At 58.2% G+C, this 15,240-nt stretch carries 10 protein-coding genes; 3 read left to right on the top strand and 7 right to left on the bottom strand.

The genetic code is table 11. From position 1 onward, the window contains the following. Positions 1-58: 58 nt before the first annotated feature. A complete protein-coding gene (gene pepN / locus FLQ03_RS03075; RefSeq protein WP_144371921.1) occupies positions 59-2,692 on the top strand; it encodes an aminopeptidase N in 2,634 nt (877 codons plus the stop codon). 63 nt (positions 2,693-2,755) lie between these two features. Further along, on the top strand, positions 2,756-3,637 hold the full coding sequence (locus FLQ03_RS03070; RefSeq protein ID WP_144371920.1) for a DMT family transporter: 882 nt from the start codon (positions 2,756-2,758) through the stop codon (positions 3,635-3,637). Between the two features lie 48 nt (positions 3,638-3,685). Here the strand turns inward: FLQ03_RS03070 and FLQ03_RS03065 are convergent, their stop codons facing one another. Further along, positions 3,686-4,171 carry an Lrp/AsnC family transcriptional regulator gene (locus tag FLQ03_RS03065; RefSeq protein ID WP_038296625.1) on the bottom strand — a complete coding sequence of 162 codons (486 nt, stop codon included), beginning with the start codon at positions 4,169-4,171 and terminating at the stop codon, positions 3,686-3,688. Positions 4,172-4,303: 132 nt separating this feature from the next. Here FLQ03_RS03065 and phhA point away from each other — a divergent pair, with 132 nt between their 5' ends. Beyond that, positions 4,304-5,194 (top strand): phenylalanine 4-monooxygenase, encoded by an 891-nt coding sequence (phhA, locus tag FLQ03_RS03060; protein WP_144371919.1) that lies wholly within the window; start codon positions 4,304-4,306, stop codon positions 5,192-5,194. Positions 5,195-5,292: 98 nt separating this feature from the next. Here the strand turns inward: phhA and FLQ03_RS03055 are convergent, their stop codons facing one another. From FLQ03_RS03055 to guaA, 6 genes are all read right to left on the bottom strand, one after another. Then, a complete protein-coding gene (locus FLQ03_RS03055) occupies positions 5,293-7,536 on the bottom strand; it encodes a hybrid sensor histidine kinase/response regulator (RefSeq protein ID WP_144371918.1) in 2,244 nt (747 codons plus the stop codon). Between the two features lie 92 nt (positions 7,537-7,628). Continuing rightward, a complete protein-coding gene (locus tag FLQ03_RS03050) occupies positions 7,629-8,942 on the bottom strand; it encodes a leucine-rich repeat-containing protein kinase family protein (RefSeq protein ID WP_144371917.1) in 1,314 nt (437 codons plus the stop codon). Between the two features lie 227 nt (positions 8,943-9,169). Further along, positions 9,170-10,912: a hypothetical protein gene (locus tag FLQ03_RS03045; protein ID WP_144371916.1), complete on the bottom strand. Its 1,743-nt coding sequence runs from the start codon at positions 10,910-10,912 to the stop codon at positions 9,170-9,172. Beyond that, positions 10,909-12,639, bottom strand: a complete 1,731-nt coding sequence (locus tag FLQ03_RS03040; protein WP_144371915.1) for a hypothetical protein — start codon at positions 12,637-12,639, stop codon at positions 10,909-10,911. The genes FLQ03_RS03045 and FLQ03_RS03040 overlap by 4 nt, the downstream gene beginning before the upstream one ends. Before the next feature lie 398 nt (positions 12,640-13,037). Continuing rightward, positions 13,038-13,352 carry a hypothetical protein gene (locus FLQ03_RS03035; protein ID WP_144371914.1) on the bottom strand — a complete coding sequence of 105 codons (315 nt, stop codon included), beginning with the start codon at positions 13,350-13,352 and terminating at the stop codon, positions 13,038-13,040. Positions 13,353-13,627: 275 nt separating this feature from the next. Continuing rightward, complete coding sequence (gene guaA / locus FLQ03_RS03030; protein WP_144371913.1) at positions 13,628-15,205, bottom strand: glutamine-hydrolyzing GMP synthase; 1,578 nt, start codon at positions 15,203-15,205, stop codon at positions 13,628-13,630. Positions 15,206-15,240: the final 35 nt, after the last annotated feature.

Here is a 15,240-nt window from a genome sequence, read left to right as displayed (position 1 = left end):
ACAACAAGCGGGCGGCCGTGGCCGACCCGCCTTGCAAGCCTACTTAGGATGCCCGTTCATGAGCCAACAACAACCGCAGGTTAAATACCGCAAAGATTACCTGCCGCCCGCCTACCTGGTGGACAAGGTCGACCTCACCTTCGACGTGGTGGACGACAACCAGACCCGCGTTCACGCCCGCATGGTGATTCACCGCAACCCGGCTTCTACCGCGGCCAACGTGCTGGAACTGGACGGCAGCGCCACGCTGCTGTCGGTGGTGCTGGACGGTGACCAGCTGCAGCCCGGTGCCTACCAGCAGCACGCCGAAGGCCTGCGCATTGCCGACGTGCCGGACAGCTTCATCCTGGACATCGAAACCGAGATCAACCCGGTAGCCAATACCAGCCTCAACGGCCTGTATGCGTCCAGCGGCAACCTGTACACCCAGTGCGAGCCGGAAGGCTTCCGCAAGATTACCTACTACCCGGACCGTCCGGACGTGATGGCCAAGTTCACCACCACCATCATCGCCGACAAGCAGAAGTACCCGGTACTGCTGTCCAACGGCAACAAGGTGGGCGAAGGCCAGGCCGACAAGAAGCGCCACTGGGTGAAATGGGTGGACCCGTACCGCAAGCCGTCCTACCTGTTCGCGCTGGTCGCCGGCAAGCTGGTGGCCAAGAAAGACAGCTACACCACGGCCAGCGGCCGCCAGGTGGCGCTGGAAATCTGGACCGTGGCGGCAGACCAGGACAAGGTGGCGTTCGCCATGGGCGCGGTGAAGCGTTCGATGCAGTGGGACGAAACCCGCTTTGGCCTGGAGTACGACCTCGACATCTACATGATCGTGGCCGTGGGCGACTTCAATATGGGCGCCATGGAGAACAAGGGCCTCAACATCTTCAATACCTCGGCGGTACTGGCGCGTCAGGACACCGCCACCGACGCCGACTTCGAGCGCGTGGAAGCCATCATCGGCCACGAGTACTTCCATAACTGGACCGGCAACCGCGTTACCTGCCGCGACTGGTTCCAGCTCAGCCTGAAAGAAGGCCTCACCGTATTCCGCGACCAGGAGTTCAGCTCCGATCTGCACAGCCGCCCGGTGAAGCGCATCGAAGACGTGAAAAAGCTGCGCCAGCTGCAGTTCCCGGAAGACGCCGGCCCGACTTCGCATGCCATTCGCCCCGACAGCTACATCGAAATGAACAACTTCTACACCATGACGGTGTACGAAAAGGGTTCCGAAGTGGTGCGCATGTACCACACGCTGCTGGGAGAGGAAGGCTTCCAGAAGGGCATGAAGCTGTACTTCCAGCGCCACGATGGCCAGGCCGTCACCTGCGACGACTTCCGCGCCGCGATGGCCGACGCCAACGGCGTGGACCTGGAACAGTTCGCACTGTGGTACAGCCAGGCCGGTACCCCGCTGTTGCAGGTTAGCGGCGAATACGACGCGGTGGCGCGCAGTTACACGCTGCACGTCAAGCAAAGTTGCCCCGACACCCCGGGCCAGAGCGGCAAGCAGCCGTACCACATCCCGCTGGCGGTGGGCCTGCTGGGCCGCGATGGCCAGGACCTGCCGCTGCAGCTGGCCGGCGAGGCCGAAGCCGGCGCCGGCACCCGCGTGCTGCACGTGCGTGCCGCCGAGCAAAGCTTCACCTTCGTCAATATCGGCGAGCTGCCGGTGCCGTCGCTGCTGCGCGGTTTCTCGGCGCCGGTGCGCCTGCAGTTCGACTGGCGCGACGACGAACTATCGTTCCTGATGGCCAACGACAGCGATGCTTTCGCGCGCTGGGAAGCCGGCCAGGCCTACGCCGAGCGTCTGCTGAAAGGCCTGCTGGCCGACCAGGCCGCCGGCCGTGCGTTGCAGCTGCCGGCCGGTTTTGTCGAGGCGCTGCGTGCGGTGCTGAAAGACCACGCCGCCGACCCCGCCTTCAAGGCGCTGATGCTGAGCCTGCCGTCCGAAGCCGACATCCTGGAAATGGTGGACGCGGCCGACCCCGGCCATATCCATAGCGTGCGCGAATTCGTGCTGAACGGCCTGGCGCAGGCGCTGCGCGGCGAATGGCACGAAGCCTACGACCTGAACCAGACCCGCAGTTACCAGCCGGCCGACGGCGGCCGCCGCAGCCTGAAGAACCTGGCGCTGGCGATGCTGACCCGCCTCAGCGACGCCTGGCCGCTGGAAGCGGCTGAAAAGCAGTGCCTGGAAGCGGACAACATGACCGACCAGATGGGCGCCATGCTGGCGCTGCGCGACCGCGACGTGGCCGAGCGCGAGAACTGCTACCTGTCGTTTGCCAGCCGCTGGCAGGGCGACGCACTGGTGATGGACAAGTTCTTCAGCCTGGTGGCCAGCAGCCAGCTGCCCGGCGTGCTGGAGCACGTGAAGGCCGCCATGCAGCACCCGGCGTTCAACCTGAAGAACCCGAACAAGGCGCGCGCCTTGCTGGGCAGCTTCGGTCGCAACATGCTGCACTTCCACGCCGCCGATGGCTCCGGTTACGCTTTCCTGGCCGACCAGGTGCTGGCGCTGGACGCCATCAACCCGCAGGTGGCCAGCCGCATCGTGTCGCTGTTCAACCGTCGCCAGAAGCTGGAGCCGCAACGCCAGGCGCTGATGACGCGTGAGCTGCAGCGCATCCTGGCCAAGGAAGGTTTGTCGAAAGACGTGTACGAGATCGTATCGAAGAACCTGGCGGCATAAGCAGGTATACTGCCGTTTTGCCCCAAGCCGGTGCATGCACCGGCTTTTTCTTTGCTTGCCGCCATGTTCGCTTCTGCTTCGCCTGTTACCAGCGCTGCCATGCTGCTGGCCCTGTGGTTCTTCTGGGGGACCAACTGGGTTGTTACCAAGCTGGGGCTGGCCTACGCCAGCGCCTTCCAGCTGGGCCTGTTCCGTACCGTGTTTGCCATCGTGACGCTGGCGGTGATCCTGCAGCTGCGCGGCAAAGGCTTTCGCCCCACGCCGTGGCGGCCAACCTTCTGGCTGGGGCTGACCCAGACCGCCGGCTTTGTGGTGTTTACCAATCTGGCGCTGGTGGCCGGTGGCGCCGGCAAGGTGTCGGTACTGTGTTACACCATGCCGTTCTGGACGCTGCTGCTGGCACGGGTGTTCCTGCACGAAAAGCTGGCGCGCAGCCAGTGGCTGGGCGTGGCGATGGCGTTTACCGGGCTGCTGGCCATCCTGGAACCGTGGGACCTGCACGGCAGCTGGCTGTCCGACCTGCTGGCCATCACCGGCGGTTTGGTGTGGGCCAGCTCGGCCATCATCGCCAAGCGTTTACGCGCGCAGCACCAGGTGGACACGCTGGCGCTGACTTTCTGGCAGATGGTGTGGGGCACGCTGCCCTTGCTGGTGTTGCTGCCGGTGTTTCCGGGCGGCGAGCCGGTATGGGGTTGGCCGCTGCTGGGCGTGCTGCTGTTTTCCGGCGTGCTGGCCGGCGGCCTGGGCTGGCTGATGTGGATGATGCTGCTGTCGCGCCTTAGCGCCGGCATGGCCGGGCTGAGCATTCTGGCCATTCCCGCCGTGGCGGTGGGCATGGCGTGGCTGATTCTGGGCGAGCTGCCGTCGCCGTCGGAAGCGGCCGGCATGCTGCTGATCGGCAGCGCGCTGGTGCTGATCTCGTGGCAGGCGCTGAAACGGCGCTGAGCCGGTTTGCTTGCCGGCAAGGTTGGCCGCAACGGCTTGCGGCCAACCCTAGTCGCCCATTGCCTGCTGCAAGGGCAGGCGCTGGCTGTGCTTGATCGGCTCCAGCGCCACCGTGGACTTCACGCTGCGTACCAGCGGCAGCGTCATCAGCTTGTTCATCACGAAGCGCGATAGCGACGGCAGGTCGGCCACCACGATGCGCAGCCAGTAATCGGCCTCGCCGGCCACCGCGTAGCACTCCAGGATTTCCGGCAGGTTGGCGATGGCGGCGGCAAATTCGCGGATCGACGCCTCGCCGTGCCGCTCCAGGCTGACGCTGGCAAAGGCGGTAACCGACAGGTTCAGCAGGTCCGGGCGCAAGCTGATGTGGTAGCCCTGGATCACGCCGGCCTCTTCCAGGCGCTGGATGCGGCGCCCGATCTGCGACGCCGACAGCGCCACCTCCTGCGCCAGCTTCTGGTGGGTAGCGCGTGCGTCGCGCTGCAGCGCCTCCAGAATCTGGAAGTCAAAGCGGTCAAACTCCAGTTTGCGCATAATGTGCATTTCCGTCGATTTGGTGCGGCAAGTATGCGAAAAAAGCCGCTGGCAAGCAAATGATGCGGCCAACGCGCACGCTGCTGCTTCTACACTTGTTGTACTGGCACCTGCCGCACACACAAGAGAAAAATGATGGAGATGAACACCTTTACCGTGCCGGACATCACGGTGCGCAAGAACGCCGGCCTGAGCCACGGCGCCGACTTCACGCTGCCGCAGCCGCTGGACCGCTACAGCGACGACGACCACCGCACCTGGGCCACGCTGTACCAGCGCCAGTGCGCGCTGCTGCCGGGCCGCGTCTGTGACGAGTTTCTGCAAGGCCTGGAACTGCTGACTATCGACGCCGACCGCGTGCCCGATTTCAACCGCCTGAACGAAAAGCTGGCTGCTGCCACCGGCTGGCAGATCGTGGCGGTGCCGGGCCTGATCCCCGACGACGTGTTTTTCGAGCACCTGGCCAACCGCCGCTTCCCGGTGACCTGGTGGCTGCGCGAACCGCACCAGCTGGACTACCTGCAAGAGCCGGACGTGTTCCACGATCTGTTCGGCCACGTGCCGCTGTTGGCCAACCCGGTGTTTGCCGACTACCTGCAGGCCTACGGCCGTGGCGGCATGAAGGCCAAGGGCTTGGGCTACCTGCCGCTGCTGGCGCGCCTGTACTGGTACACGGTGGAGTTCGGCCTGATCAACACGCCGCAGGGCATGCGCATTTACGGTGCCGGCATCGTGTCCAGCAAGTCGGAGTCGGTGTACAGCCTAGATAGCGCCAGCCCCAACCGCGTGGGTTTCGATCTGCAGCGCATCATGCGTACCCGCTACCGCATCGACACCTTCCAGAAAACCTACTTCGTCATTGACAGCTTCCAGCAGCTGTTCGACGCCACCGCACCGGATTTCACGCCGATCTACCCGCAAGTAGAAGCCGCCCCCGTGCTGGGCGCTGGCGATATCGACGCAGCCGACAAGGTCTATACCGTGGGTAACCGCGAAGGCTGGCTGGATACCGAAGACGTCTAGGCCTGTTGGCCCGTTCTGGCAGCCGTCTGCGTTGGCCAGATCATGCAAAAGCCCCTGCCGCATTCTGCTGGCAGGGGCTTTTGCATGGGGCGCGGTGCTCAGCCAGGCTGATCGGCTTGCTGCAGCCAGCACAGCAGCTGGTGGCGGGCGGAGATGAAGTCCAGCTGTTCCAGCGCCTGCGCCAGCCGCAGGTTGGCCGCCGCGTCGTGGGCGGCCAACTGTTCGGCAATGCCGGCGTACACCCGTTTGGCGCGGATGTTGCGCTCGCTCAGCAGCCGGTCCAGCTCTTGCAGCGCCGTCATCGGCAGGCTGCTGGCGCTGGGCGCCGCCGCGCTGCCGTCGTCCAGCAGTGCCAGGCTGGCATTGGTTTCTTCCATGGCGCGCAGCAAGGCGGGCATCAGCAGGTCGGCGCCCTGACGGTCGTTGGCGGCCAGGCTGGCCTCGATGGCGGCGGCGGCTTTTTGCAGCTGGCTGATGTGAAGGGTGGCGGCCACCCCCTTCAGCGAGTGCGCCAGCCGCATCGCCTCGGCGTCGTTGCCGGCGTCCAGCTGGGCCTGGATCTGCTCGGCCGCATCGCGATAGTCCTTGCGCATGCGCAGCAACAGCTTGTGCAGCAGGCTGTCCTTGCCGCCCAGTTGCTGCAGGGCTGCGGCCAGGTCAAAGCCGGGCAGGGCAGGTAGCAGTGGGGGGCTGTCGGTTGCAGTCATCGGCCGGGCTCCTTGCCGGGCCCGTGGCACCACCCAGCGCAACAAGGTGGCAACCAGGGTCTCCGGGTTGATCGGTTTGCTCAGGTGGTCGTTCATGCCGGCATCCAGCGAGCGCTGACGCTCGCTTTCCATGGCATGCGCGGTCATGGCAATGACGGGCAGGCTGTCGGCGTCGTGCTGCGTGCGGATGCGTCGGGTGGCTTCCAGGCCGTCTAGATGTGGCATCTGGATGTCCATCAGCACGGCGTCAAAGCGCTGCGCCGGGTTCAGTGCCTGGCTGACGGCCTGCTCGCCATCGCCCACCACCATCACGCGCGCGCCCAGCGATTGCAGCAGCTGGCTTTCGTACGCTTGCAGCAGTTCGTTGTCTTCTGCCAGTAACAGGTATAGCCCATGCAGCGGGTTGTGCTGCAGCTGCTTGGCGTCGCTGCTGTCCGGCAGGGGGCTGACTGCAGGGGCTTGCCCCAGTTTCAGGTGCACGTTGAAGCGGAAGGTGGAGCCTTCGCCCGGCACGCTGTTGACGTTGATCTGGCCGCGCATCAGCCCCACCAGCTGGCGGCTGATCACCAGCCCCAGCCCGGAGCCGCCAAAGCGGCGCGTGGTGGAGGTGTCGGCCTGGCTGAACGACTGGAACAGTCGCTCCACCTGCTGCGGTGTCATGCCGATGCCGGTATCGCTAACCGCACAGTGCAGTTCGTAATCGTCCGGCCCGTGCTGCCGGCCGCGGATGGCCAGCCGTACCTGGCCGTACTGGGTGAACTTCACCGCATTATTGGCCAGGTTAAGCAGGATCTGGCTCAGGCGCAGCGGGTCGCCGCGCAGCCAGGCCGGCATGTCGGGGCTGACGTCGATGGTGAACAGCAGCTTTTTCTCGGTAGCCTGCATCTGGATGATGTTGCGCAGGTTGGCCACCGTGTCCTGCAGCGAAAAGCTGACGTCTTCCAGCACCAGTTTGCCGGCTTCGATCTTGGAAAAGTCCAGAATATCGTTGATGACGCCCAGCAAGGTGCGGGCGGCTGCTTCCACCTTGTGCAGGTTGTCGCGCTGCTGCTCGGAGCCCGGCTCGTCCAGCGCCAGCTGGGTGTAGCCCAGCACCGCGGTCAGCGGGGTGCGGATTTCGTGGCTCATATTGGCCAAGAAGTCGCTTTTGGCGCGGGTGGCCGCTTCGGAGGCCTCTTTGGCCTGGTGCAGGTCGTCGGTTTTCTCGCGCAGTTGCAGCATCATGTCGCGGAAGGCGTCCAGCGCGCCGGCCATCACCGCAATTTCGTCCTGATGGCTGTCGCGTACCGGTTCCGGCGCGTGGCCTTGCAGCATGTCGCGCATGGCCCCCGCCAGCCGCTGCAGGCGGGCACTGAGCAGGTAATCCACGTAATAGAACGCGGCAAATACCACCAGCAGGATGGCCACCAGCAAGCCCAGCCACAACAGCACGCTACCGCGGCTGAGCACCCCCTGCAGCTCGGCCAGCAAGGCCGGCGGCAGCGGCACGGCAAGCAGCAGGCTTTCCATGTGTTGCAGCAGCCACAGCGTGACACCGGCAATCAGCAGCACCGGCAACAGCAGGGCAAGAATCATCAGCTGCAATGGCTTGGCAATGCTATGGCGAGCCGGTGGCGGGGTAGGCTGGGCAGACAAGCGCGCTCCTGATAACAGGCTGGGGCAATTTTATAACGCTATAGCGTATTGGCATGACTGGCAAGCCGGGAAACCGCTTGCCATGCGCCGTATCAAGCCTGCAGCGCCGCACCGTGTGCAGACAGCTGCGCCACGATCTGGCCAAAGCCCGGGCGCAAGTGGCTATCCGCTTGCGTGCAGGTGTCGGCCAACGCCGTCAGCCCTGGCCTGCTGGCGGCCTGGGGGCAGGCGGCCAGCAATTCGCCCAGCAGGTAGCCGAACGCGCACACGTCCAGCGCCTGCAGCCAGCCGGCGTGCGGGCCATCGGGCGCGTAGCGGCTGGCGGCGCCGAAATCGCTGAGCAGCGGTGGCAGGCTGGCATGCACCAGCGTGTTATGCGCGTACAGGTCGCCATGCATGATGCCGCACTGGTGCAAGTGCGCCATGGCACCCGCCACGCAGCCTGCGGTGGCCAGCAGTTGCGGCAGTGTTACGGCAAAGCCTGGCGCGTACACGTCGCGGCTGCAGCTTTGCAGGCTGGGCGGGCCGGCCAGCGCCTGGTAGCCGTCTGCCAAGCGTGGCATTACCAGCCCGGCCAAGCCGTCCGGGTGCCCGCGCAAGCGGCCCAACAACGGCATCAGGCCGGGGTAAGAGCCGGCGTGCAGTGCGGCGGCCAACTCGCAGGCCGGCAGGCCATCGCTGGTGACATCGCCACGGAACACCTTGACCGCCACGTCGCGGCCATCCGCCAAGCGCGCCGCATGGATGATGCCGGACGCGCCCTGGCCCAGCACCGCGCCCAGCTGTAGCGCTGCCCAGTCAATCTCGTCCAGCGGCGCGGCCGCCGTGGTGGCCATTGCCGGCTCGCTGAATGGGTTGCCGGCGCACGCCAGCCACGCCAGTTTTGGCAGCGACAGCAGGCAGTCCGGCAGACGATCAAAGCGGTTGGCCGCAATGCGCAGCAGCGCCAGCTGCCGGCACTGTGCCAGGCTGGCCGGCAGGCTGTGCAGCTGGTTGCCGGCCAGCATCAGCTTTTCCAGCTGGTGACAATCGCCCAGCGCATCGGGTAACTGCTGGATGCGGTTGTCGGTGAGGATCAGCCAGCGCAAGCCGGCGGGCAAGGCCGCCGCAGGAACGGTGTCGATACGGCAGGACTTGAACCCGATCATGCTCAGGCTGGGGCACTGCCCCAGCACTGCCGGCAGCGTGGTAAACGGGTTGCCGGAGCAGAAAATGGCGCGCAGCTTCGTTAGCCGCGGCAGCGTCTCCGGCAACGAGGTGAGCTGGTTATCGCTGAGGTCCAGGATTTCCAGGCTGTCGGCCAGCGTGAAGATCTCGTCCGGAAACTGTTCCAGATCACCACGCAAGTTGAGGCGGGTAATGCCGTGCAGCGCGCCGCTGCGCAGTTGTTCAAGCGTGTGGGTCATGATGGGGCAAACAGTAAAAAGCCCGCACGCGGCGGGCCTGGGTGTAAAGGTTGGCCGCAGGGCGGCCAAGCTGGGGGATTACTCCCACTCGATTATGTTGCGCTACAAAAATTCTAATGATTTCAATTGCTTATTTTAGCCTTGTCAATTGTACCATAAAAAATACCATGTCCTCTTTTGGCTAAGTCATGCGATAGAATCTTTACCTCATTCATCGTGGATTTTTACTAGGGTAGTGATTCCTTATTGTCGTCATGAACTGTGTGCTTGATGTTGTCGGGTGCCGACGAACTGATTTGATATGCTATCCAAACATGAGGTGGTATTGGCATTCTATAATGCCTACATGCTGTTAAGAATACTGCACCTAAGTTGATATTAAATGCACTTATTCGCGAGTGAAGCGGATGTTTTATGATTGCCTCGTTGATAAGCTTGAAGGATTCTTCGAGTGATTCATTTATTGGCAACCCTGGGACGGAAAATCCATGTGATCTATCTCCATACCAAAAAACAGTATCAGATTGACTATCAGGCAACCAGATTTGGTGTGTCATGTGGGGGGCATTTTCAGATAGATACTTGCGCAACTGTTCAGCACGTTTATTATCGCCAAGCATTCTAAGCCAAGCTAATACCAATATGTAGAGAATACTGGCACGAGTGTGCTCTTTGAAGTATTCATCACTTTGTTCACTAGGGTGTGAAAGAACATCACGATAGTCAGTTGCTACTGTTGGATAGTGTTGTCGCATTATCAGACCGTTGCATAAGTTGTCTGATAGGCACAAAATATATTGCGCAATGTTGCTGATTCTATTTCGAGAAGCTGCCAATAGCATAAGAAGGGAGATTTCAATTGCAAAATCGTCTCGGATAGGCATTTCGAGAATTGGGTTTGATATTATCATTTCAATAGCAATATTCAGGGCTTTGTCAGCATCTTCGCCATATTTCTTTGCTAAAACTTCGTCGCTTATTTCGCTAAAGCTATTAAGCCATAAACCATGTAGGCACAATCGTCCTAGTATCTCAAACAGAGAAATGTTGATGTCATTTGTGTTTCGCGAGTTTACTGCCATTGATAAGGCGTAATGCTTTTTGGCAAATGGTCCAATTTTATCTATCAAAAGATGCTTGGCAATGATTAAATGAAGGAACACCACTTTTTCAAAGTGATTTAATCTATCATTTTTCATTGATTCTTTATTAATTCTGGTCGGATCACAGTTGGGCCAGCTGTGTAAAAGAACTAGTTCAGAGGCCCTGTATGCAGTTTCAATATTCCCTGCTTCGCGAGCCCATGCGAATAAAATCCATAGGCAAAGATAAGCTTTGCGTAGTTGACGGGTGAGCTCTTTTTCGCTTTTATTATCTTTTAGAATTGACTTTATTAATTGATTGAAATGTCTGTAGGAAATTTCAGGTTGATCTAGCATTGCTAGTGCTTTATGGAGAAGGCTTCTATTGTTACCATCCATTAACTCAGCTCGCAACATTCCTTTTAGGATCATGTCTGCTAAGCGATCACCATTCCATTCCGCAAATTTTATATTTTCTTTTTCATGTGATCTACAAAAGCCACTCCATTGCGCACGGATATCTTCGCGCATTTCTCCACCCATGCATATGCAAATAACAATTGGCATATTGATGAATTGTGGAGGAATACGGTTGGGAATGTAGTCATCCAAAATGTCACATATAGATTGACGCACAGCCTGCTGACTGGAGTTCCAGTGCTCTCTCGTCAAGTCACCAGACTTTATTGTGAATAAAAATATACTTTTGGTATTGTTGTTATCCTGATTAGGTCCAATAGCAGCAACATCTACGCCAGCCTGTCTTGTTCCACGACGGGGTCGCGTCAAAACTTCGAACCCATTCTCTGTAAGTAGATCGGGTAAAATAGCATCAAGTTCGTCACGTTCGCGGAGCGAGCGCAGGTAATGCATCACTACAAGTTTCATTTCATTTCCCGATCTCTTATTCTGAAATGGCGAAGCATATGATCAAGAGAGATCGGATCTATGATGTTCAAAAGTGGTAGTTCCGTCTCAATCGAAATAGTTGCCATTTCTACTTCCCTTAAATCCGCAGCCCCAGTTTCTGTATATACTGAAGCTAATGATGACCTGCCATACAGTATGTATTGTGTTGTGCAGATGTCGTTCAGAATTGATTTGTCACGACTTTGCTTCATGCTTATTCTCATTTTTTCATCCCATCGAATCCTGTCTATTTCAAGTTGCATTTCGCTGGGGTGTAACTCAACTAGCTGGTCAATACCTTCTAACGAATTATTGAACTGCTCTCTACGGTTTAGCAATGCCGTTAACAAGTCATTTATTTCACTATTCCTACTGGCATAATTTTCGATATATTCTTTTAGTTTTCCACTATAACTCATGAGTAGTGGATTGAAAATTAATTCCATAACTTCATTCTTTACATCTGGTGAGCCATGTCTAAGTATAGCAAGAGGAATAGGTATGGCTGCTAGAGGGTCCATGAAAAACCACCCAATTGCTCTGTGGCAGAGAAATATTTGTTCTGACGGTGTTAAAGGTATTGATGATGCTGTAACTGTAAAGGATGGATTTTTATTTCCGACTGTGCAAACTGCATTTGCTAGTGATTTGCATGTGTATAATCCGCCATTTAGTAACCAGAAAACTATGGCATTGCCTAAGATTTCAGTTCCTGAGCTTTGTAATGCATGGTATGCACTGCAAAAATTCTCAAAGCTAATTTTGCCTTGAGAACTATCTATGATTTCACGCATGATGCAGAAGGCTCGCTCAAACGCTCCTTCGCTAATTATTTGATATAGTGCATTATCAATATTTGATATAGTTCCAGTATGTGATGGGTTTACATGTATTATATTGTCAAAGCAAATTTCAATTGCAAAATCGGAAAGTCCTGGACGGTGATGGCATAGCAGTTTTGATGCCAGGTGGATTGCTTCTGGTGTTCTATTTTTAAGATGAAACGCTAGTTTTTCGTCGAAAACTTCGGGGGCCGATATTTTTCGCCTCGCGGCTGCTGCATAACTGCATTCTAGCGATCGAAGAGCAACTGCGTCATTATCGCTAGAGGTGTTATATAGTAGGGCTGTAAGGGTTTCTTCGTATTGGAGACCTAAGTCTATTGATGCTAAGGCTGCCATTGCAGCAAATTTTATATCTTGATCTGAGTTTTTGGAGAATCTAATTGCTTGTTCGATATCGGAATTGGCTGTTAATACATTGTAAAGTAATCTAATGGCAAGATTGTTATTTAAGCTTACTTCTTTATAAAATTCTTGGGATCGGCTCTTGGCATGCTTAGACCATTCTCCAAAGAAAACACCTGGGCTTCCTGCGGCCAAATCATTGCCACCAAAGTCAATTAGCTTTACTGTTAGATTAAGAAGGACGTCTTGATCTACATGAAGCTCCATCATTAATTCACATAAAATTCTCTGAATTCTAAAGAATTCAAATCCAGATAATTCTTCTAATGCTTCATCTAGGTAAAGATCTATAGATGGTGCATCTTCTGAATTTAGTATTGTTACAATTTCTCTTATTAAGTCAGAGTGCTCTGATTTTTGATGTGCTCGAAAATATTTTGCTATAGCCCGAATCGGGCCTAGTGTGCGAAGATGTGTTGTTAATTCTGGTATATCAATTGTATTTTTATGGGTATTCATTTGCGCACTTTCTAGTATGGAAGAATATGGGCAATATAGTTATCACGGTCTTCAACTGTTGATTTTTAGCTGCTAGAGTGTTAATATAAACTGTGTACGTCCCATAACTCGGCAATCGGAGCCGCGCTATCGTGTACCACACTAAGTAGAAGCCCACGCTAATGTGGGCTTTTTTGCGTTCGCAGCTCGGCAAAGGAGCAGATTAAGCGCAGAGGGGGTCAAGGGCCGCGCAACAGTAGGCTTGGTTGTTCTTGGTACAAATGGTACAGGCGCGGGCGAAGCGAACCCTTGACGCATTCGTAGCGGAAATAGGCTTACGTCGGGGAGTAGGGAGGTTTACCCCCTGCTCCCCGAGGTCCACGCGGCCGTGGCGGGGGTTGGGGCTGCGCCCCAAGGTCTTAGCAGCTCTGCTCCGCTTGCTGCTGATGCCAGGCTTTAAGCCTTGCTCCGTATTCCTTGCGAATGCGGTCGATAGCGATACTGTCTTGCACTTTCAGAGTGCTACGTTCTTCAGCAAGCCTGGCTTGCTCTTGCTGCAATCGGCAGATCGTATCGGCATCTGGCGCTGGCTTGGCCCTCTCCCGTGCCAGCAGTTTGCTCTGTATTGCCATCAGCTCCGCGATGTATTCACGGGCACACTCGAATGCCACGCCTTGTTCCGCTGTCCAGCCTTTGGCAATGTCGGCAGTAGTATTCTTGGTTTGCGTACTCATGTACCCCCCGCACCTGATCGATTTTGTAATCGTACGTCATGATTGGTTTGGCGTCGATAGCGTATGCGTTGCCGGCTTGGACAGGCAGGGTCTGGCGTATAGTTGCGCTTTGGGGCGACTAAACGCGGCGTTTTGTGGTGGTGGGGTGGTCGAACTGCAAGTGGCAAGCCTGTTTGCTGGCGGGGTTGGTGTGCGCAGTAGCATGGGCATGAAAAAAGCCCGCACGCGGCGGGCCTGGGCGTCAGGGTTGGCCGCAGGGCGGCCAAGCCGGGGGATTATTCCCACTCGATGGTTGCCGGCGGCTTGCCGGACACGTCGTACACCACGCGGTTGATGCCGCGTACTTCGTTGATGATGCGGTTGGACACTTTGCCCAGCAGGCTGTACGGCAGCTCGGCCCAGTGTGCGGTCATGAAGTCGCTGGTGATGACGGCGCGCAGGGCTACGACGTAGTCGTAGGTGCGGCCATCGCCCATCACGCCTACCGATTTCACCGGCAGGAACACGGCGAAGGCCTGGCTGGTGAGGTCGTACCAGTTTTTGCCGGTTTTCTCGTCCACGGTGTTGCGCAGTTCTTCGATGAAGATGGCGTCGGCGCGGCGCAGCAGGTCGGCGTAGTCCATTTTCACTTCACCCAGGATGCGCACGCCCAGGCCCGGGCCCGGGAACGGGTGACGGTACACCATGTTGTGCGGCAGGCCCAGGGCGACGCCCAGCTGGCGTACTTCGTCCTTGAACAGGTCGCGCAGCGGCTCCAGCAGCTTCAGGTTCATGTCTTCCGGCAGGCCGCCCACGTTGTGGTGGCTCTTGATGGCGTGGGCTTTCTTGGTCTTGGCACCGGCGGACTCGATCACGTCCGGGTAGATGGTGCCCTGCGCCAGCCATTTGGCGTTGGTGAGTTTGCCGGATTCCTGCTGGAACACTTCAACGAACTCGGCGCCGATGATCTTGCGCTTTTTCTCGGGGTCGGTTTCGCCGGCCAGCTTGCCCATGAACTGGGCGGTGGCGTCGACGTGGATCACTTTCACGCCCAGGTTCTGCGCGAACATTTCCATCACCATCTTGCCTTCGTTCAGGCGCAGCAGGCCGTGGTCGACGAAGACGCAGGTCAGCTGGTCGCCGATGGCGCGGTGGATCAGCGCGGCAGCAACGGAGGAATCCACACCGCCGGACAGGCCGAGGATGACTTCTTCGTCACCTACCTGGTCGCGGATTTTTTGTACCGCTTCCTCGATGTAGTTGGGCATGGTCCAGCTGGGTTTGGCGCCGGCGATGTGCAGCACGAAGCGGTGCAGCATTTCGGTGCCGCGCTTGGTGTGGGTCACTTCCGGGTGGAACTGTACGGCGTAGAAGCCGCGGCTTTCGTCGGCCATGGCGGCGATCGGGCAGGACGGCGTTTCGGCGATAACGTTGAAGCCGGCCGGCAGCGCGGTGACTTTGTCGCCGTGGCTCATCCACACGTCCAGGAAACCGTTGCCGGCGTCGTCGATGTGGTCTTGCAGGCCTTCCAGCAGCTTGGAGTGGTGGCGGGCCTGGATTTGCGCGTAGCCGAACTCGCGCTTGTCGCCGGCTTCCACTTTGCCGCCCAGGCTTTGCGCCATGAACTGCATGCCGTAGCAGATGCCCATCACCGGGATGCCCAGTTCAAACAGGGCCGGGTCGGCCTGGTAGTCGGACTCGTATACCGAGTTGGGGCCGCCGGACAGGATGATGGCTTTCGGAGCGAAGGCACGGATCTCGTCTATGGGCATGTCGAACGGGTGCAGTTCGCAGTAAACATGCGCTTCACGTACACGGCGCGCGATCAGCTGGGTGACCTGGGAGCCGAAATCGAGGATGAGGATTTTGTCCATGACTGTCCTTGAAGGTAAAAAACTGGCAGGTAGCC

Source organism: Vogesella urethralis (assembly GCF_007644045.2).
GTDB classification, from domain to species: Bacteria; Pseudomonadota; Gammaproteobacteria; order Burkholderiales; family Chromobacteriaceae; genus Vogesella; species Vogesella urethralis.
The sequence above is the reverse complement of the archived record's forward strand: the minus strand, read 5'-3'. Positions and strand labels throughout refer to the sequence as shown.